This window comes from Curtobacterium sp. AC268, assembly GCF_979258745.1.
Genome location: NZ_OZ409878.1, coordinates 725310 through 745049 on the forward strand (window position 1 = coordinate 725310; position 19740 = coordinate 745049).

Genomic DNA, 19740 nt, shown 5'->3' on the forward strand with positions numbered 1-19740 from the left:
TAGCGGTTCCTGTCGGTGGGGGTGCGCCCTGCGGGGTGGGCGGACCCGGTCGGGTCGGGGGTCAGCGGCCGGTGCCGTCGGCGGGCACGGCGGCGACCCCGGTGTCACGGGCGAGGAGGTCGTCGATCGTCTCGCCCCGCACGAGGATACGGGCTGCGCCGTCCGCGACGGCGACGACCGGCGGGCGGCCCACGTGGTTGTAGTTGCTCGACAGCGCCCAGCAGTAGGCACCGGTGGCCGCGACGGCCAGCAGGTCGCCGCGCTGCACGTCGCCGGGCAGGTACTCGTCGTCCACCACGACGTCGCCGCTCTCGCAGTGCTTGCCGACGACGCGGCTCAGCACCGCCGGGGCGTCGGAGGTGCGGGCGAGCCGGGCCGTGTAGTCGGCGCCGTACAGGGCGGGACGGATGTTGTCGCTCATCCCGCCGTCGACCGAGACGTACGTGCGGGTCGCGCTGCCGCCGTCGTCGGTCTCGAGCGTGACCGGCTTGATCGTGCCGACGCGGTAGAGCGTCACCCCGGGCGGGCCGATGATGTAGCGGCCCGGCTCGACGGCGATGTCCGGCACCGGGATGCCGCGCTCGGCGCAGGCCTCGCCGATGATCGTGGCCAGTGCGTCGGCGATGTCCTCGGGGGCGAAGGCCGAGTCGGCCTCCGTGTAGTCGATCCCCCAGCCGCCGCCGAGGTTCAGCTCGGGCACCGGACCGGAGGCCACGAGCGTCGCGTGCACGTCCATCAGTCGGCGTGCGGCCTCGCGGAAGCCGGCGTCGTCGAAGATCTGCGAACCGATGTGCGAGTGCAGCCCGACGAAGGCGAGCGAGGGCTCGGCGCGGACGGCTGCCGCGGCCTCGACGGCCTCGGACAGCGGGATGCCGAACTTCTGGTCCTCGCGAGCGGTCGCCAGGTACTCGTGGGTGGACGCGTGCACGCCGGTGTTGATCCGGATGCGCACGCGCTGCACGACCCCGGCGTCGGCGGCGGCACGGGCGACGCGCTGCACCTCTTCGTGGCTGTCGAGCACGATCGTGCCGATGCCGACCTCGACCGCGCGGGTGATCTCGGCGTCGGACTTGTCGTTGCCGTGGAAGCCGAGCCGACCGGGGTCGATGCCGCCGGCCAGGGCGACCGCGAGCTCACCGGCGGTGCAGACGTCCACGCGCAGGTCGGCCTCGGCCATCCACGCCACGACCTGCGTCGTCAGGAAGGCCTTGCCGGCGTAGTAGACGTGCGCGTGGCTGCCGATGCGCTCGAACGCCTCGGCGAACGCGTTCCGCACACGGACGGTACGGGACTGGACGTCACGCTCGTCGACGACGTACAGGGGCGTGCCGAACTGCGCCACCAGGTCCGTCGCGCTGATGCCGCCGATCGCCAGGGTGCCGTCGTCGGTCCGCGTCGCGGACGCGGGCCAGATGCGGTCCACCAGTTCGGAGGCGTCCGTCGGGAACCGCAGCCGCGGCGGTGCAAGGGGGTTCTCGCTCACGGGACCCGATCCTACCGACGCGAGCCGTTCCTCCAGGCCGCGTTACGCACCCGTCCGCTCAGCCGCAGCTGCCGACGGTCCGCAGGCCGTCCTCGTTGAGCGGCAGCGCGTCCGCGGTGATCCGGACCGTCGCGTCCGACTTCGACACGTCGAGCGAGCGCACCCGGAGCGCCTCGGGCAGGAACTGCGCGGTGCAGACCTGCACCGGGACGCCGGTGACGCCCGGGATCGAGTCGACCTTGAGGCCGAGGTCGGAGTTCGTGATCCGGACGCTCTCCGGGGTGATGGTGATTCCGCGGCCGTCGTCCTGCGCGACGACGGCCCCCTTGGCGGCGTAGGTGATGTCGTAGCCGAGCACCGACGACGACCCCGTCAGTTCGACGCCGCCGTCGACCAGGTTCAGCCGGTCGAACAGCGGGCTGTACTTCGCCAGGTCCTTGACGCTCGACGACGCCAGGGTGACCGTGCCGTCGACGTCGCGGACGTCGCCCTTGCCGTCCACCGGGACGTCCTGCGCGGTGACGTCGGCGGCGAGCGGGATGCCGTCGACCGTGAGCTTCGCCGAGGAGATCTCGACGCGGTCGAGCGTGCCGCTGATGAGCTGCGGGATGACGATGCCCTCGGCGTGGGCCGCGACCTCGCCGGTCGTGCCGTCGGGCAGCGACTGCTCGACCTGCTGGGCGATGATCCGGTCGACGACGCCGCGCAGCACGAACTCGGCGAGCACGACGAGGGCGGCGAGCACGACGACGACCACGAGCAGGACGACGGGCCAGCGGCGGCGCGTGGTGGGGCGTTCGGTGGCTGCGGGCATGCGTCCTACCCTGCCAGTCCGGTCTGCGGCCCAGCTGCGGCCCAGCTGCGGCCGGGATGCAAAACACCGGTGTTCGCGCTCGACACCGCGGAATGCGGGTGTTCGGTGCGCGACGAACACCGGTGTTTTGCGGAAGGAGTGCCGCTACATGCGGGACGGCGCCGAAACGCCGAGCAGGCCGAGGCCGTTGCGGACGACCTGCCCGGTGGCGTCGTTCAGCCACAGGCGCGTGCGGTGCAGGTCGGTCACGGGCTCGTCACCGAGGGGCGTGACACGGCAGGAGTCGTACCAGCGGTGGTACAGGCCGGCCAGCTGCTCGATGTACCGCGCGATGCGGTGCGGCTCGCGCAGCTCGGCGGCGTGCCGGACCACCCGCGGGTACTCGGCGAGGGCTCCGAGCAGCGCGCTCTCGGACTCGTGGGTCAGCAGCGAGGCGTCGAACACGGACCGGTCGACCCCGGCCGCCGCGGCGTTCCGGGCCACCGACTGCGTGCGGGCGTGGGCGTACTGCACGTAGAAGACGGGGTTGTCGTTCGTGCGCTTGGTGAGCAGGTCGAGGTCGATGTCGATCGCGGTGTCGCTGGCGAACCGGACCAGGGCGTACCGGCCGGCGTCGACACCGACGGCGTCGACGAGGTCCTCCATCGTGACGATGGTGCCGTTGCGCTTCGACATGCGCATCGGCTCGCCGTCCTTGAGCAGGTTGACCATCTGCCCGATCAGGATCTCGAGGTTCTTGCCCGGCTCGTCCCCGAACGCGGCGCACATCGCCATCATCCGGCCGACGTAGCCGTGGTGGTCGGCGCCGAGCATGATCAGGTTCCGCTCGAACCCGCGCTCGCGCTTGTCGAGGTAGTACGCCAGGTCGCCGGCGATGTACGCCGGTTCACCGTCCGACTTGATGACGACGCGGTCGCGGTCGTCGCCGAAGTCGGTCGTACGGAGCCACTCGGCGCCCTCGGCCTCGTACATCACGCCGGCCGACCGCAGTCGGGCGATGGCACGCTCGACGGCCTTCGACTCGTGCAGGGCGTTCTCGTGGAAGTAGACGTCGAAGTCGACGCCGAAGTCGTGCAGCGACGACTTGATGTCCGCGAACATGAAGTCCACGCCCTCGCGACGGAAGAGCTCCTGCGCCTCGTCGCGCGGCAGGTCGCGGACGTCGATGCCCGGCTCGAGGGTCGCGATGACCCGTGCCGCGATCTCGGCGATGTAGGCGCCGCCGTAGCCGTCCTCGGGCGTGGGCTCACCGAGTGCGCTGGCGACGAGGGAGCGGGCGAAGCGGTCGATCTGCGCGCCGTGGTCGTTGAAGTAGTACTCGCGGGTGACGAGTCCGCCCTGCGCCTGGAACACGCGGGCCAGGCTGTCGCCGACTGCGGCCCAGCGGACGCCGCCCATGTGGATCGGCCCGGTGGGGTTGGCGGAGACGAACTCCAGGTTGATCCGGACGCCGTCGTACAGGTCGCCGGTGCCGAAGGACTCGCCACCGTCCACGATGGTGCGCGCGATCTCACCCGCGGCGGCGGCCTCGAGCGTGATGTTGATGAAGCCGGGGCCGGCGACGTCGACCGAGTCCACACCGTCGAGCTCGGTCAGCTCGCCGGCGATCTCGGTCGCGAGCTCGCGCGGGTTCGTGCCGAGCCGCTTCGCGAGCTGCATGGCGGCGTTCGAGGCCCAGTCGCCGTGGGCGCGGTTCTTCGGACGCTCGAGCACCACGTGGGACTCCTCGATCGTCACGGTCTCGGACGCGCCTCGGCGCTCGACGATCCCGGTCAGGATCGACAGGTACGCGGCGGAGAGTTCGGCAGGAGTCACGAGGACCGATCCTACCGGGACGCCCAGGTCCGCACCGGTCGATGCAGCATCATGTCGGGATGACCCCCCGCAGCCGTGCCCGGGCGCTCACCGTCGCCACCCTCACCACCGCAGCAGCCGTCGTGCTCGCCGGGTGCTCGGGAGGCGGGGACAGCACCCCGTCGGCCACCGCGACCCCGGCGGGCAAGCCGGTGTCCGAGACCTGCGCGGAGCTCCTGCCGACCAGCGCGCTGTCCGTGTACGGGCAGACCTTCGAGCTCGACGACTCCTTCACCCCGGCGAAGGGCTCCCCCGCTGCGACCATCGCGAAGCAGCAGGGTCGCGTGTGCCGGTTCGTCAGCACCGACGCGGACGCCACGGCGATCACGCTCGCGGTCGCCGACCTGCCTGAGAAGTCGCTCACCAACCTGAAGGACGCTCTGTACGAGCGGGGCGGGTCCGTCCCCACCTACCGCGTGGAGGGGTACTTCGCCCTGAGCGGCGACGTCGGCCGCGCGGATGCCTTCGCCGACCCGTACTGGATCACCGCGCAGTCGACGCTGTTCACCGAGCCGGGCGGGGCGCAGCCCGTCGTCGACGCGGTGCGGGCCGCGCTGCAGCCGTCCGCGTCGGCCACGGCCACGCCCGCGGGCTGACCCGCGCTGCGGCCGCGCACGGTGCGAGGCCGCCGTCCGGTGCGAGGTTGCGCGCGCGGTGCCCGCTCCTCGCGCCGCACGGGACACGGAACCTCGCACGGGATCACGACGGACGCACGGTGCGGCCGGGAGGCCCGTGGCAGGCCCGCACCGCGCCTCCCGGCCGGCGGCGACCACGCACGGTGCGAGGCCGCCGTCCGGTGCGAGGTTGCGCGCGCGGTGCCCGCTCCTCGCGCCGCACGGGACACGGAACCTCGCACCGGCTCGCGACGGACGCACGGTGCGGCCGGGAGGCCCGTGGCAGGCCCGCACCGCGCCTCCCGGCCGGCGGCGACCACGCACGGTGCGAGGCCGCCGTCCGGTGCGAGGTTGCGCGCGCGGTGCCCGCTCCTCGCGCCGCACGGGACACGGAACCTCGCACCGGCTCGCGACGGACGCACGGTGCGGACGGGAGGCCCGTGGCAGGCCCGCACCGCGCCTCCAAGCCGTCCGTCGTGACGTCCACGGCGCGACACGCGCTGTCCAGGACCACCCGCCGGACCTGCTACGGTTGTTGACACCCCTTGGCCCCCATAGCTCAGGGGATAGAGCACTGCCCTCCGGAGGCAGGGGCGGAGGTTCGAATCCTCCTGGGGGCACAGTCACATTTCCGCGCAAGCAGTTGTCTTCGCTTCGCTCAGTCAGCTGCGCGCGATGTCGCCTGCGGCGACCTTCTCCCGTTGAGGCTCCTCCGGGTTCTTCGCCGGTCTCGCGGCTGGGTGCCTCGAGGGTGAGCAGCAGGACGGACAGCGCGGCGTGCAACGCGCCTGCCCGGTAGCGTTCGGGCATGACGATGACGTTCCCGGTACCCGGAGTCCACGCACTGCGGGGCGGACCCGTGCTGCGGTGGGGTGTGATCGGTCCCGGGGAGATCGCGAACGACTTCACGACGACGCTGCACGCGAACTCCGACCAGCGCGTCATCGCCGTGGGCTCCCGCTCCCCCGAGCGTGCCGCGGCCTTCGCCGCCCGCCACGGCGTGCCGGGGGTGCACGGCTCGTACGAGGCCCTCGTTGCGGACCCCGCCGTCGACGTGGTCTACGTCGCCTCGCCGCACCCGCAGCACCTCGGGCACGCACTGCTCGCGATCGCCGCCGGCAAGCACGTGCTCGTCGAGAAGCCGATGACGACCTCGGCGGCGGACACCCGCACCCTCGCCGACGCCGCACGGGCCACGGGCGTCCTCGCGATGGAGGCGATGTGGACCCGGTACCTGCCGGGCACCACCGTCGTCGCCCGTCTGCTCGCGGACGGGGTCCTCGGCGACGTCCGGCTCGCGACGGTCGACGTCGGGTGGCCGCACGACCCGGACCCGGCGGACCGGATGTTCGACCCCGCCGCCGGTGGGGGTGCCCTCCTCGACGCCGGTGTGTACGGGCACTGGTTCGCACGCTTCGCCACCGGCGCCCCGGTGACCAGCAGCACGACGGGGGCGGTCTCGGATCGCGGGGTGGACCTCCAGTCCGTCACGGTGTCGACGGCGGAGGGTGGCGCGCAGTCGGTGGTGACCACGTCGATGACGGCGTGGACGCCGGGGCTGGCGGTGATCGCCGGGAGCCGGGCCACGGTCCGGTACACCGACCACTTCGTCTTCCCCGCGTCGTTCGCGGTGCACCGCCCGGGTGGGGAGGACCACTGGGAGGAGCCGACGGGGCTGCGGGGCCGTCAGGGACTCGTGTGGCAGGCGGCGGCGCTCGCGCAGTACGTGGCTGATGGCCGCACGGAGTCCCCGGTGCACTCGCTGGACGACTCGATCGGGATCGCGGCAGCGCTCGACGCGGCTCGTGCGGGGCTCGAGGCGGCCGGTGCAGCACCGTCCGTTCCCGAGCAGGACACCTCGACCCTCTAGGATCGCGGGCCGGTCGTCCCGCACGCGACCGGGAAGAGGCCTCGATGACCATCGGCACCGGGAACGCGCAGCTCGAACTCGCCCGCGGCGGCGACGCACCCGCCCCACGGACCCTGTTCGACGTCCTGGCGGCGACCGCGGCGACCCACCCGGACGCGACCGCCCTCGAGGACCCCGCCGGCAGTGTCGACTACGCCGCCCTGCTCGACCTCGTGCGCGCGCGGGCCGACGACCTGGCCCGCCGCGGTGTCCGACGGGGCGACCGGGTCGGTGTGCGGATCCCCTCCGGCGGGCGCGACCTGTACCTGTCGATCCTCGCCGTCCTCGCCGCCGGAGCCGCGTACGTGCCGGTCGACGCCGACGACCCCGAGGAGCGCGCCACCCTGGTGTTCGGCGAGGCCGGTGTCGTCGGGGTGATCGGCGCGGGCGGCGTCCTGCGTGACCGTGCCGGCGTCGAGCTGCCGGTGACGGACCCTGCGGCGAGCGCCGAACTCCCCCGCGAGACCGACGACGCGTGGATCATCTTCACGTCCGGGTCGACCGGGGTGCCGAAGGGAGTGGCGGTCACGCACCGCAGTGCTGCGGCGTTCGTGGACGCCGAGGCGCGGATGTTCCTGCAGGCGGCGCCGATCGGTCCGGGTGACCGGGTGCTGGCGGGGCTGAGCGTGGCGTTCGACGCGTCGTGCGAGGAGATGTGGTTGGCGTGGGGGCACGGTGCCGCGTTGGTGCCGGCGCCCCGGTCGTTGGTGCGGACGGGGGTGGACCTGGGGCCGTGGCTCATCGCGCACACGATCACGGTGGTGTCGACGGTGCCGACGCTGGCGGCGTTGTGGCCTGACGATGCGCTGGAGCAGGTGCGGCTGGTGATCTTCGGTGGTGAGGCGTGCCCGCCGGAGTTGGCGGCGCGCATCGCGAGTCGTGACCGTGAGGTGTGGAACACGTACGGGCCGACCGAGGCGACGGTGGTGGCGTGCGGGTCCCTGCTCGACGGGAGCCAGCCGATCCGGATCGGGTTGCCGCTGGACGGGTGGGACCTTGCTGTGGTGGACGGTGCCGGACAGCGGGTGGAGCCGGGCGGCGTCGGTGAGCTCGTGATCGGCGGGGTCGGGCTGGGGCGGTACCTCGACCCGGCGAAGGACGCGGAGAAGTACGCGCCGTTCCCGGAGCTCGGGTGGGAGCGGGCGTACCGGAGCGGGGACCTGGTGCGGTACGAGCCCGAGGGGCTGGTGTTCCAGGGGCGTGCGGACGACCAGGTGAAGCTCGGTGGCCGGCGGATCGAGCTCGGCGAGATCGATGCGGCGCTGCAGGCCCTGGACGACGTGGCGGGTGGTGCCGCGGTGGTGCAGCGGACCCCGGCGGGCAACCAGGTGCTGGTCGGGTACGTGGCCCCGGTGGCCGGGGCGACGGTGGACGTGGCTGCGGCGAACGCCCGGTTGCGGCAGGAGCTGCCGGCGGCACTGGTGCCATTGGTGGCCGTGGTGGAGTCGCTGCCGACGCGGACGTCGGGCAAGGTCGACCGTGCCGCGCTGCCGTGGCCGTTGCCGGGGGCCTCGGACGCGGCGATGCTGCCGGACACGGTGGCGTGGATCGCCGAGCGGTGGTCGGCGATCCTGGGGGTGCCGGTGGCGAGCGTCGACGACGACTTCTTCGCGCACGGCGGTGGGTCGTTGACGGCGGCGCAGCTGGTGTCGGCCATCCGCGAGCGGTTCCCGACGACGACGGTGGCGGACGTGTACGACCACCCGCGGATCGGGGCGTTGGCGGCGGCGCTGGACGAGTCCGGCCCGGTCGAGGCGTCGTCGCGTGACGTCACGCCGGTGCCGCCGGCGACGGGGTTGCTGATGACGCTGCTCGGGCTGCCGGTGCAGGTGCTCCGGGGGTTGCGGGTGCTGACGTGGACGGCCCTGGTGGCTGCGGTGCTGCACGCGACGACGCTGCCGTTCCTGCCGGTGCTGCCCTGGCCGGTGCTGGTGCTGGCGCTCCTGGTGTTCGTGACGCCGATCGGCAAGATGGCGCTGACGGTGGTGCTGGCGCGGCTGCTGCTCGCCGGGGTCCGGCCGGGGTCGTACCCCCGCGGTGGTTCGGTGCACCTGCGGGTGTGGTTGGCCGAGCGCATCGCCGAGGCGGTCGACGGCCCCTCGACGGCGGGTGCCCCGTGGATCAGCTACTACGCCCGGGCGCTCGGTGCGCGGATCGGCAGGGACGTCGACCTGCACACGTTGCCGCCGGTGACGGGGATGCTCACGATCGGCAAGCGTGCGTCGATCGAGCCCGAGGTCGACCTGGCCGGGCACTGGCTCGACGGCGACGTGTTCCACCTGGGGCACGTCCGTGTCGACGAGGACGCCGTGGTGCGCAGCCGGACGACGCTGCTGCCGGGGGCGCACGTCGGTGCGGGTGCCGAGATCACGGCGGGTTCCGCCGTCGGCGGCACGGTGCCCGCTGGCGAACGCTGGGCGGGGGCGCCGGCGGAGCGCACCGGGTCGGCTCGTGACGACCGGGAGGCCCGTCCCGCGACCCGTCGACGCTGGCTGCTCGCGTACGGGGCCGGGTCCCTGGCCGTGGCCGGGTTGCCGGTGGCCGGTGTCGCGGTCGGACTGCTGGTCGCCCTCGCCCTGGTCGGGCGTGCGTCGACCCTGGGCGACGCGGTGCTCCGTGCGCTGGTGACGGTCCCCCTGGCGACGGTCGTCGCCGGTGCGGTGTACGCGCTGCTGGTGGTGGTCGCGGTGCGGCTGCTCGGCATCGGCCTGCACGAGGGGCGGCACCCGGTGCGCTCCCGGATCGGCTGGCAGGTGTGGTCGACCGAGCGGGTGCTCGACGCGGCGCGCACCCTGCTGTTCCCGCTGTACGCCTCGCTCGTGACGCCGGTGTGGCTGCGGCTGCTCGGTGCCCGGGTCGGTCGGGACACCGAGATCTCGACGGTGCTGCTCATCCCGGCGTTGACGCAGATCGCGTCGGGGGCGTTCCTGGCCGACGACACGATGGTGGCGACGTACGAGCTCGGCGGCGGTCGGGTGCGGATCGGTCGTTCGAAGGTCGGCCGTCGGGCGTTCCTCGGCAACAGCGGGATGACGGGCGCCGGACGCTCGGTGCCACGTGAGGCCCTGGTGGCGGTGCTGTCCGCGGTGCCGAAGAAGGCCAAGCGCGGGTCGTCGTGGCTCGGGTCGCCCCCGGTGCGGCTGCGGCGTGCGGCGACGGAGTTCGACGAGGCGCGCACGTTCCGCCCGTCCAGGCGGCTCAAGGTCGCCCGCGGCTGCTGGGAGCTGCTGCGCCTGGTGGCCCCGATGGTCTCCGCCGCCATCGCGCTCGGCGTGGCCGGAGCCCTGCTGGCGCTGTGGTCGGCCGTCGGGATCGGGTGGACGGTGCTGCTCGCCGGGCCGGTGCTCATCGCCGCCGGTGCGGTCGCCGCCGTGGTGTCGACGATCGCGAAGTGGGCGTTCGTCGGCCGGATCACCGCCCGGGAGCACCCGCTGTGGTCGTCGTTCGTGTGGCGCAACGAGGTGCAGGACACGTTCGTCGAGACCGTCGCGCGCCCCTGGTTCGCCGAGCAGGCCACCGGCACCCCCGCGCTGGCCGTCTGGCTGCGGAGCCTCGGTGCGACGATCGGCCGCGGCACCTGGCTCGAGACGTACTGGCTGCCCGAGGCCGACCTGGTCACGATCGGCTCCGGGGCGTCGGTGGCGCGCGGGACGGTCGTGCAGACACACCTGTTCCACGACCGCGTGATGCAGCTCGACACCGTCCGGATCGACGCGGGTGCGACGCTCGGGCCGCACAGCGTGGTCCTGCCGGCGGCCGGCATCGGTGCCGGGGCGACCGTCGGGCCGTCCTCGCTCGTGATGCGGGGCGAGCAGGTACCGACGGGCTCCCGCTGGTCCGGCAACCCGATCGCTCCGTGGACATCGGCAGCCCCCTCGGTGACCGCCCCACCGGCGCCATGAGGTTGACTGTCCCCGTGCCCTCCGATCCCGCCGCAGACCCGTACACCCCGCACAGCGGCGACCGACGGTGGAGCGCCGAGCACTACGAGCTCCGTCTCGACTACCGCGTCGCCACGAACCGCCTGGACGGCACCGCCACGATCACCGCACGCGCCCTGGAGCCGCTCGACAGGGTCGTGATCGACCTGCACGGGCTCACGGTCGACCGGGTCGACGTCGACGGACGCCGGGCCAAGAAGGTCTCGACCGCGACCCACAAGGTGACGGTCACCCCGGCCGACCCCATCGCCGCCGACACCGTGTTCAGCGTGCACCTGCGGTACCGCGGCACCCCGCACCCCGTCCGGAGCGCGTGGGGGCAGCTCGGCTGGGAAGAACTGTCCGACGGCGTCATCGTCGCCGCGCAGCCCACGGGAGCGCCGTCGTGGTTCCCGTGCAACGACCGCCCCGACGACAAGGCCACGTACCGGATCGAGATCGCGGCCGAGGCGGCGTACGACGTCCTGGCGAACGGGGAGCTGCTCGCCAAGGAGCGCGACCGCGTCGGCACCCGCTGGACCTACGCCACCACCGAGCCGATGGCGACCTACCTGGCGACCGTCCAGATCGGCCGGTACCGCACCACGAAGCTGCGCACGAGCGGGGTCCCCGTCACGCTGCACCACCCCGCCGACCTCGCCGCCGCCGCGAAGACCGACTTCGGCCAGGTGCCGGAGATGCTGGCGCTGTTCGGTGACCGGTTCGGCCCGTACCCGTTCGCGGCGTACGGCGTCGTGGTGACCGACGACGACCTGGAGATCCCGCTCGAGGCCCACGGCCTGGCGGTGTTCGGCCGGAACCACGTCGACGGCGAACACGGCACCGACCGCCTCATCGCCCACGAGCTCGCCCACCAGTGGTTCGGCAACTCCGTCACGGTCACCCGGTGGCAGGACATCTGGCTGCACGAGGGGTTCGCCTGCTACGCCGAGTGGCTGTGGTCCGAGGACCGCGGCGACGACACCGCCGACCAGCTGGCCGAGCGGTACCGGCAGGGACTGCTCGAGCAGCCGGAGGACCTGGTGGTCGGTGACCCGGGCGCGAAGGACATGTTCGACGACCGCGTCTACAAGCGCGGCGCCCTCGCCCTGCACGCCGTCCGCCGCACGATCGGCGACGACGCCTTCTTCACCGGGCTGCGGAGCATCACCGAGCGGCACCGGCACGGATCCGTCACCGTGCCCGACGTGCTCAATGCGTTCGCGGACGCCACCGGCCGCTCCGTCGCGGACGTCCGGGCGGTGACCGGACCCTGGATCGACGAGGCGTCGGTGCCGACGCTGCCCGCTGGCTAGCTCCGCCGCCGCGTCGACCAGCTCGCGACGCCGCCGCGTCGACTAGCCGGCCAGTTCGCCGTCGGCCGGGTCGCAGCTGACCTCGGACCACACCGCGTCGAGCGACAGTCCGACCACGCCCGCGACCGACGCGATCGTCGAGAACGCCGGCGTCGCGATGCGGCCGGTCTCGATCTTCCGGAGCGTCTCCGGCGAGATCCCCGCGGCCAGGGCGGTGTCCACGATCGACCGCGGACCACGGGCACGACGGAGCAGTGCACCGAGGCGACGACCGCGCGCGACCTCGTCGGGGCGGAGTGGGAGACGGACCATGACCACATAGTAATACCGGTATGATCATCCGCGTGATCGAGATCCTGACCCCCACCGAGGTCGACAAGGGCCGCGCCACCGGAGCCCTCGTCGGCACGATCCTGCAGACCCTGCGCGAACGCACCCGCGTCGGCACGAACCTGCTCGAGATCGACCGGTGGGCGAAGCAGATGATCGAGGCCGCCGGTGCCGACTCCTGCTACGTCGACTACGCGCCCTCGTTCGGCCGCGGTCCGTTCGGCCACCACATCTGCACGGCCGTGAACGACGCCGTGCTGCACGGGCTGCCGCACGACCGGGTGCTGCACGACGGGGACCTGCTCACCCTCGACCTCGCGGTGTCCCTGGACGGCATCGCCGCCGATGCCGCGATCAGCTTCGTCGTCGGCACCCCGCGCCCCGAGGACCTCGCCCTCATCGACGCCACCGAACGCGCGCTGGCCGCGGGCATCGCCGCCGCCGGACCGGGCGCCCGCATCGGTGACCTGTCCCACGCGATCGGCACCGTCCTCGAAGCCGCGGGCTACCCGGTGAACGTGGAGTTCGGCGGACACGGCATCGGCTCGACCATGCACCAGGACCCGCACGTGTCGAACACCGGGCGCCCCGGCCGCGGCTACACGCTCCGACCCGGACTCCTGCTCGCGCTCGAACCGTGGGTGATGGCGGACACCGACGTCCTGGTCACCGACGCCGACGGGTGGACGCTGCGGAGTGCCACCGGAGCGCGGACCGCCCACACCGAGCACACCATCGCGATCACCGAGGACGGCGCCGAGGTGCTCACGCTCCCCCGCTGACCGCCCCGACCACCTCGACGGACAGGCCACCCGCCGCGACGACGAGCACCACGTCCGGCGCGGGGTACAGCACGGTGAGCGGTTGTCCGACACCCTCGAACCGGGCGGTTCCGGCGGCAACGTCGACCTCGACCGCGAGCGGGTCGACGCGCAGCCCGCGACCGTCGCGTTTCAACACGGCCTCCTTGGCCGCCCACGCGGCGGCGAGGAGCGCCGGGTCCCCGTCGGCGCGACGGAGTTCATCCGGGGTGAAGACGTCGAGCGGTGCGGCAGCGACCCGCGACACCCGTTCAACGTCGACGCCGAGCGCCGACGGCCCGACCGCGAGGGCGACGACCCCCGGTGCGCGCGCCAGGCTCACGCCCACCGCGGTGCCCGCGACGGTCGCCCACGGACGACCGTGGTCGGTCCCCGCGCAGTGCGGGCAGACGCGCCCCGCGCGCACCGCGACCGGCTCGACGCCGGTCGCCGACGCGACGGCGGCGACCAGGGCCTCCCGGTCGTCCGCGCGGTCAGCAGCCGGCGTCCGGAGCGTCACCGTGACGGTCTGGAGGCGCGACCCACCGACCCGGGCAGCGCCCGTCGGTCGTGTGGTCGCGCCCAGAGCGGATCAGGCGTGCGTCAGCGCGATGAGCGCGACGTTCATGGTGCTGTACTGACCCTCGGAGCGGGTCGCCTGGCGAACTCGTCCGCGCAGGACCTCGTAGCGGCCGTCGTGCTCGCGCACGAAGCCGATCACACCCGTCGCCGGAGTCGACACCCGGTGGTAGCCGTCCTCGAGCGGGACGACCTCGGTGCTCGTGGTGCGTTCCATCGTTCTTCCCCTTCCGTTCATCCTCGAACAGTGGCGCCAGCATACCCCGGTACGGGGGACAAGACGTCCACAGGAAGCACGGTCCGGAGCGTTCCCCCAGAGTCTGGCGGTGCCCCTGCGTGGCCTGGATAGACTCCGGGCGACAGCGCCCTCGTGGCGCGGTCCGGTGCGGTGCCGCGGGGTACCGACCGGCGACGGACGGAGGACGGATGCGAGCGGTCCAGCACGGATCGGGCACGGACGGATCGAGCGGGCACAGGGGGACAACGCGGCTGTGGAGCCGTGTGACGGCGGCCCTGGTCGCGATGCTCATCGTCCTGGCTCCGGCAGCGACCGCCCACGCCACGGCACCCGTCGACCTGGACGGCGCGTACGTCCTCGACGAGGCCGACGCGCTGACCGCATCCCAGCAGTCGAAGGTCGAGCAGGCCGTGCAGGACCTGTACTCCGAGACCCAGACGCAGCTGTTCGTCGTGTTCGTGCCGTCCTTCACCGACCCCACCGACCACACCGAGTGGGGCCGGGCCGTGATGGAGCAGAACCAGATCGACACCGACGGCATCCTGCTCTCGGTCGCGGTCGACGAGCGCAACTACGACGTCCAGCAGACGAACGAGACCGCGATCTCCTCGTCCGACGTGGAGAACGCCGTCAACGACGCGCTGCTCCCCGAGCTCAAGCAGGGCGACTGGTCCGGCGCCGCCGTGGCCTTCGCCGACGGGCTGACCCAGTCGCAGGCCCCGGTGGACCTCACCTGGCTGTGGATCCTGCTGCTCGTCGTGGTCGTCGGGCTCATCGTCGTGGTCCTGGTCATCCGGACCCGGAACAAGCGCCGCACCGCCGCAGCGACGAAGGCGCAGGAAGCCTCGCTCGCCGACCTCGAACGCACCGCCGGCGGCGCCCTGGTCACCATCGACGACGAACTCCGCACCGCCGAGCAAGAGGTCGGGTTCGCGAGCGCGCAGTTCGGCCCGGACGCCGCCAAGCCCTTCGCCGACGCCGTGCAGGCCGCCCAGCGCGAGGTCCGCAAGGCCTTCACGATCCGGCAGCAACTCGACGACGAGATCCCCGACACCCCCCAGCAGCGCGCCGAGTGGGCGAACCAGATCATCGTCATCTGCGAACGGGCCCACGCCGCGATCGAGGAGCAGACCGAGGCGTTCGACCAGCTCCGCTCGCTCGAGGACGGCATCGAGGACGCAGCCGCGTCGCTCGCCCAGGCCGTGGCCGCCGCACCGGCATCGGTCGGGGCCGCCGCCGCCGCACTCGACCGCGTCCGCGCCCGCTACACCGGCCGCACCCTCGCCACCGTGGCGAACAACGTCGACCAGGCCCACCAGGTGCTCGCCTTCGCCACCGAACGCTCGAACGCCGCCACCGCCTCCATCGCCGCCGGCGACAAGGGCGAGGCGGTCGTCGCCGTGCGCGACGCCCAGCACGCGCTCGCCCAGGTGCAGCAGCTCACCGACGGCGCACTCGCCGCCGAGCAGTCCTTCGACGAGGCCACCGCCCGCGCCGAGGCGATGCGCATCGACATCCAGGGCGACGTCGCCGCCGCCCGCAGCCTGCGCTCGGGCGGCCCGGACCTCGCCGCCGCGGTAACCCGCGCCGAGGCCGTGCTCCGCCAGGGGCTCGACCCGAAGGACCCCGTGGCGGCCGTCGACGCGCTGACCCGGGCGAACACCGAGATCGACCAGGCGATCGCCGCGGCACGGGGTGCCGAGGAACAGCGCCAGCGCGCCACCCAGGCGCTCGACGCGGCCCTGCGCGACGCCCGGAACCGGATCAGCCAGGCCCGCGACTACGTCTCCCTGCACCGCGGCGGCATCGGCCCGACCGCCCGGACCCGGCTGTCCGAGGCCCAGCGCGCCTACGACGACGCCGTCGAGCTCGCCCCGAGCAACCCCGGCCAGGCACTCAACGCCGCCCGCGCGGCCGAGCAGTACGCCGCAGCCGCGATGGACGCAGCCAACGACGACCTCGGCGGCTGGGGTGGCGGCCAGGGCGGAGGCGGTGGTGGTGCCCAGCTCGGCGGCCTCGTCACCGGACTCGTCCTCGGCGGCCTGCTCGGCGGTCGCGGCGGCAGCTACGGCGGCGGCTCCTTCGGGGGCGGCGGCTTCGGCGGAGGCGGCGGGGGCTTCGGCGGCGGTGGCGGCTTCGGCGGAGGCGGCGGTGGGGGCGGCGGCGGCGGTGGGGGCGGCGGCGGCGGCTTCTCCGGCGGCGGCCGCTTCTGACCCGACGGACTCCCCCGGTCCCCAGAACCAGACACGACCCGACCCGACCCGACCCGACAACACCGTCCACAGGACTTCCACGAAAGGGAACAGCAATGGCCAAGCAGACCATCTTCGGACGCATCTCCACCCTCGTGCGCGCGAACATCAACCAGATCATCGACGACGCCGAGGACCCGCAGAAGATGCTGGACCAGCTCGTCCGCGACTACACGAACAACATCGCCGACGCGAAGACCGCGATCGCGCAGACCATCGGCAACGTGCGCCTGCTCGAGCAGGACCACGAAGAGGACAAGAAGGCCGCGGTGGAGTGGGGCCAGAAGGCCGCCAACGCCTCCGCCGCCGCCGACAAGTACCGCTCCGAGGGCAAGTCGGCCGAGGCGGACAAGTTCGACAACCTCGCCAAGATCGCGATCGGCAAGCAGATCGCCGCCGAGCAGGAGGTCAAGGACGCGGAGCCGAACCTGGCGTCGCAGAACGAGGCCGTCGAGAAGCTCAAGACCGGTCTCGCCGGCATGGAGCAGAAGCTCGAGCAGCTCCGCGCGAAGCGGGACAACCTCGTCGCCCGCTCGAAGACCGCCGAGGCGCAGTCCCGCGTCAACGACGCCCTCGGCAACATCGACGTGCTCGACCCGACGAGCGACCTCGGTCGCTTCGAGGAGAAGGTCCGCCGCGAAGAGGCGAAGGTGCTCGGCCAGCAGGAGCTGCAGTCGTCCAGCCTCGACGCCCAGTTCGAGAGCCTCGAGGACGTCGGCAAGGACGCCGAGGTCGAGGCACGGCTCGCCGCGCTGAAGTCCGGCGGATCCTCGAGCATCTGACGAACGCCCTGACGACGCCGGACCCCAGCTGACAGACTGAGACGATGCACTTCCTCGTGGTCGGTCAGTGGCAGGGTTCGGCGTCGTCGCGCGCGATGCGGCTCGGGGACGGCGCGTCGGCGATCGCGGCCGACCTCCCCCGGGCGTCCACCACCGTGGTCGACGTCCCGGCCGGAGCGGGTGACCGCCTCGAGACCGCCGTCGCCCGCTACACCTCGGTGCTCGCCGTCGCCGAACGCGTCGCCGAGGAAACCGCCGTCGCCACCGAACCGGTGCTCGTCGTCGGCGGTGACGGCGCCAGTGTCCTCGGCGCGACCGCCGCCCTCGCACCGGACACCGCGTTCGTCCGCATCTCCGGGTCCAGCGGGTACCGCGCACTCAACCGAGCCCAGCCCGTCGCCGCCGAGACCGCCGCCCTGCGCCTGCTGGTCGACCGCCCCGACGACCTGTTCCCCGGCCTGCCCGTGGTGCCGGCGTCCTCGGTCGTCGTTGCCGGGGTCCGCGGGGTCGAGGATGCCGAACGGGCCGCCCTCGACAAGGCCGGGATCGTGCACCTCGACGTCGACGCCGCCACCCCGGACGCCCTCGCCGCCGCAGTCGAGCGGACCGGTGCCGCATCGGTCTTCGTGCACGTCGACCTCGACGTCCTCGACCCGTCCGAGGTCGACGGACTCCTCGAACCCGTCCCGTTCGGCCTCGACGGTGCAGCGCTCGTCGAGCGCATCCAGGCCGCGACGCGCGGCCGCCGCCTCGTCGGCGCCGCGCTCACCGGATTCGCCCCCGTCGACCCGGACCGGGCGGTGGACGACCTCGGCGTGATCCTGCGCGTCGTCGGAGCGGTGACCAGCGCCTCCCGGGTGGGCTGACCACGGGCACGACGCGACCGGCGGACCCCCTGCCGGTCCGCGTACGCTCGGCAGCATGACGGACTACGACCTCATCGTGATCGGAGCCGGCGCTGTCGGCGAGAACGTGGCGGACTACGCCAGGAAGCGCGACCTTTCGGTCGCGATCGTGGAGGCCGAGCTCGTCGGCGGCGAGTGCTCCTACTGGGCGTGCATGCCCTCGAAGGCGCTCCTGCGCAGCGGACACGCCCTCGCCGCCGCCAAGCGGCTCGACGGTGCGAAGCAGGCCGTGACCGGCACGCTCGATGCCGCACACGTCCTCGCCCGCCGCAACTCGTTCACCTCCGACTGGAAGGACGACAGCCAGGTCTCGTGGCTCGAGTCCGCAGGCATCGACCTGATCCGCGGGCACGCCCGCATCACCGGCCCGAAGACCATCGACGTCGACGGCGAGACGCACACCGCGCGCGCCGCCGTCGCGGTCGTCACCGGTTCCCTGCACACGCTGCCCCCGGTGCCCGGTCTCGCCGAGGCGAAGCCGTGGGGCACCCGCGAGGGCACCAGCGCCCAGCAGGTCCCCGAGAGCCTGCTCGTCATCGGCGGCGGCGTCTCCGGCTCGGAACTCGCGACCGCGTGGGCGTCCCTCGGCGCGAAGGTCACCCTCGTCGCCCGGCACGGTCTGCTCGGCGGCATGGAGCCCTTCGCCGGGGAACTCGTTGCCGACTCCCTGCGCGAACTCGGCGTCGACGTCCGCACCGGCGTCAACCCGGTCCGTGTCGACCGCGACGAGCACGGTCTCGTCACCACGGAGCTCGACGACGGCACCACGGTCATCACGAGTGAGGTGCTCGCCGCCACCGGCCGCGCCGCCCACACGCGTGACCTCGGGCTCGAGACCGTCGGCCTGACCGCGGGTGACTGGCTCGACGTCGACGACACCATGCTCGTGCACGGCACGGACTGGCTGTACGCCGTGGGTGACGTCAACCACCGCGTCCTGCTCACCCACCAGGGCAAGTACCAGGCGCGGGCCGCCGGCGAGGCGATCGCCGCCCGGTACCAGGGCACGCCGCTGCACACCGAGCCGTGGGGTGCACACGTCGCCACCGCCGACCACGCCGCCTCGCCGCAGGTCACCTTCACCGACCCCGAGGTCGCGAGCGTCGGCCTGACCGAGGCGAAGGCCCGCGAGCAGGGGCTGAACGTCCGCGCGGTCGAGTACGACCTCGGTGCGATCGCCGGGTCCTCCCTGCAGGCCGACGGGTACACGGGCCGCGCGAAGATGGTCGTCGACGAGGACCGCGGGGTCGTCGTGGGCGTCACCTTCGTCGGCCAGGACGTCGCCGAGATGCTGCACGGCGCCACCGTCGCCGTCGTGGGCGAGGTCCCGATCGACCGCCTGTGGCACGCGGTGCCGGCGTACCCGACGATGAACGAGATCTGGCTCCGCCTGCTCGAGACGTACGGCCGCCCGGCCTGAGCGTGCGCAACCCGCTGCTCGACTCCCCCGTGTCCCGTGCGGGGTGGGTGTTCGCGACCGCCGTCGGGCTCGCCGTGGGCGTCCCCCTGTCGACCGGGCGGATCCGGGTGGAGGACGGGCTCGTGGTCTGCACGGGGCTGCCGCGCTGGGTGTTCCGGCGCGGCGGCACCTGCGTCGGTTCGGTGTACCTGACCCGCGACAACGACGGCCCGCGGGTGCTCCGGCACGAGCGGGTGCACGTCGAGCAGTGGCGCCGGTACGGGATGCTCATGCCGCTGCTCTACGCCGTCGCCGGGCGGGACCCGTTGCGGAACCGGTTCGAGGCCGAGGCCGGCCTGGAGGACGGCGGCTACCGCTGACGGGTGCGGGTGCGGTGCGGGTGCGGTGCGGTCGGTCGCAACACCCCGCCGGGAGCGCGGCGAGCGGTCGCAGACCGTCGCCTGCGGCGCCGCCAGCCGACAGTTCGTGACCACACGACGCCCGGCCCACGACGTGTCGTGACCAATCGGCGGCAGGCCCGCCAG

The 19740-nt window shown here is 73.2% G+C and carries 16 protein-coding genes and 1 tRNA gene; 11 read left to right on the forward strand and 6 right to left on the reverse strand.

Annotation, left to right across the window (positions count from 1 at the left end):
* Nucleotides 1-61 precede the first annotated feature (61 nt).
* The 3 genes from lysA to argS form a co-directional block, all read right to left on the reverse strand.
* Entirely contained in the window at nt 62-1483 is a 1422-nt protein-coding gene (gene lysA, locus ACZZ9K_RS03420; protein WP_463443323.1) for a diaminopimelate decarboxylase, read from the reverse strand.
* A gap of 58 nt (nt 1484-1541) precedes the next feature.
* Nucleotides 1542-2297, reverse strand: coding sequence for a hypothetical protein (locus ACZZ9K_RS03425; protein WP_463443324.1), 756 nt, complete (start codon nt 2295-2297; stop codon nt 1542-1544).
* A gap of 144 nt (nt 2298-2441) precedes the next feature.
* Complete coding sequence (gene argS, locus ACZZ9K_RS03430) at nt 2442-4112, reverse strand: arginine--tRNA ligase (protein WP_056068838.1); 1671 nt, start codon at nt 4110-4112, stop codon at nt 2442-2444.
* A 59-nt stretch (nt 4113-4171) separates the two neighbouring features.
* Between argS and ACZZ9K_RS03435 the strand changes: the two genes are divergently transcribed.
* The 5 genes from ACZZ9K_RS03435 (at nt 4172) to ACZZ9K_RS03455 (ending at nt 11910) form a co-directional block, all read left to right on the forward strand.
* A complete protein-coding gene (locus ACZZ9K_RS03435; protein ID WP_027465794.1) occupies nt 4172-4747 on the forward strand; it encodes a hypothetical protein in 576 nt (191 codons plus the stop codon).
* Between the two features lie 566 nt (nt 4748-5313).
* Nucleotides 5314-5385 (forward strand) — tRNA-Arg (locus tag ACZZ9K_RS03440).
* 188 nt (nt 5386-5573) lie between these two features.
* Nucleotides 5574-6635, forward strand: a complete 1062-nt coding sequence (locus ACZZ9K_RS03445) for a Gfo/Idh/MocA family protein (protein ID WP_463443325.1) — start codon at nt 5574-5576, stop codon at nt 6633-6635.
* 44 nt (nt 6636-6679) lie between these two features.
* Nucleotides 6680-10576 carry a Pls/PosA family non-ribosomal peptide synthetase gene (locus tag ACZZ9K_RS03450; RefSeq protein WP_463443326.1) on the forward strand — a complete coding sequence of 1299 codons (3897 nt, stop codon included), beginning with the start codon at nt 6680-6682 and terminating at the stop codon, nt 10574-10576.
* Between the two features lie 14 nt (nt 10577-10590).
* Nucleotides 10591-11910, forward strand: coding sequence for a M1 family metallopeptidase (locus tag ACZZ9K_RS03455; RefSeq protein ID WP_463443327.1), 1320 nt, complete (start codon nt 10591-10593; stop codon nt 11908-11910).
* Between the two features lie 42 nt (nt 11911-11952).
* Here ACZZ9K_RS03455 and ACZZ9K_RS03460 read toward each other — a convergent pair whose 3' ends face one another.
* Nucleotides 11953-12222 carry a helix-turn-helix domain-containing protein gene (locus ACZZ9K_RS03460; RefSeq protein ID WP_027465796.1) on the reverse strand — a complete coding sequence of 90 codons (270 nt, stop codon included), beginning with the start codon at nt 12220-12222 and terminating at the stop codon, nt 11953-11955.
* Nucleotides 12223-12254: 32 nt separating this feature from the next.
* On the opposite strand from ACZZ9K_RS03460, the gene map reads away from it, so the two are divergent.
* Nucleotides 12255-13022 (forward strand): type I methionyl aminopeptidase, encoded by a 768-nt coding sequence (gene map, locus ACZZ9K_RS03465; protein ID WP_463443328.1) that lies wholly within the window; start codon nt 12255-12257, stop codon nt 13020-13022.
* Here map and ACZZ9K_RS03470 read toward each other — a convergent pair.
* Nucleotides 13006-13560 (reverse strand): 4'-phosphopantetheinyl transferase family protein, encoded by a 555-nt coding sequence (locus ACZZ9K_RS03470; protein WP_463443329.1) that lies wholly within the window; start codon nt 13558-13560, stop codon nt 13006-13008. The two genes, map and ACZZ9K_RS03470, sit on opposite strands and share 17 nt — an antisense overlap.
* A gap of 72 nt (nt 13561-13632) precedes the next feature.
* Complete coding sequence (locus ACZZ9K_RS03475) at nt 13633-13836, reverse strand: hypothetical protein (protein WP_017885770.1); 204 nt, start codon at nt 13834-13836, stop codon at nt 13633-13635.
* Between the two features lie 284 nt (nt 13837-14120).
* On the opposite strand from ACZZ9K_RS03475, the gene ACZZ9K_RS03480 reads away from it, so the two are divergent.
* The 5 genes from ACZZ9K_RS03480 to ACZZ9K_RS03500 all read left to right on the forward strand — a co-directional run bounded on the left by ACZZ9K_RS03480 (nt 14121) and on the right by ACZZ9K_RS03500 (nt 19575).
* Nucleotides 14121-16070, forward strand: a complete 1950-nt coding sequence (locus ACZZ9K_RS03480; RefSeq protein ID WP_463443330.1) for a TPM domain-containing protein — start codon at nt 14121-14123, stop codon at nt 16068-16070.
* Between the two features lie 95 nt (nt 16071-16165).
* Nucleotides 16166-16891, forward strand: coding sequence for a PspA/IM30 family protein (locus ACZZ9K_RS03485; protein ID WP_110859024.1), 726 nt, complete (start codon nt 16166-16168; stop codon nt 16889-16891).
* Between the two features lie 44 nt (nt 16892-16935).
* Nucleotides 16936-17757: an arginase family protein gene (locus tag ACZZ9K_RS03490; RefSeq protein ID WP_027465799.1), complete on the forward strand. Its 822-nt coding sequence runs from the start codon at nt 16936-16938 to the stop codon at nt 17755-17757.
* 55 nt (nt 17758-17812) lie between these two features.
* Nucleotides 17813-19216, forward strand: coding sequence for a dihydrolipoyl dehydrogenase family protein (locus tag ACZZ9K_RS03495; RefSeq protein ID WP_027465800.1), 1404 nt, complete (start codon nt 17813-17815; stop codon nt 19214-19216).
* 2 nt (nt 19217-19218) lie between these two features.
* Nucleotides 19219-19575, forward strand: coding sequence for a Fe-S oxidoreductase (locus ACZZ9K_RS03500; RefSeq protein WP_463443331.1), 357 nt, complete (start codon nt 19219-19221; stop codon nt 19573-19575).
* The last annotated feature ends 165 nt before the right edge of the window (nt 19576-19740 follow it).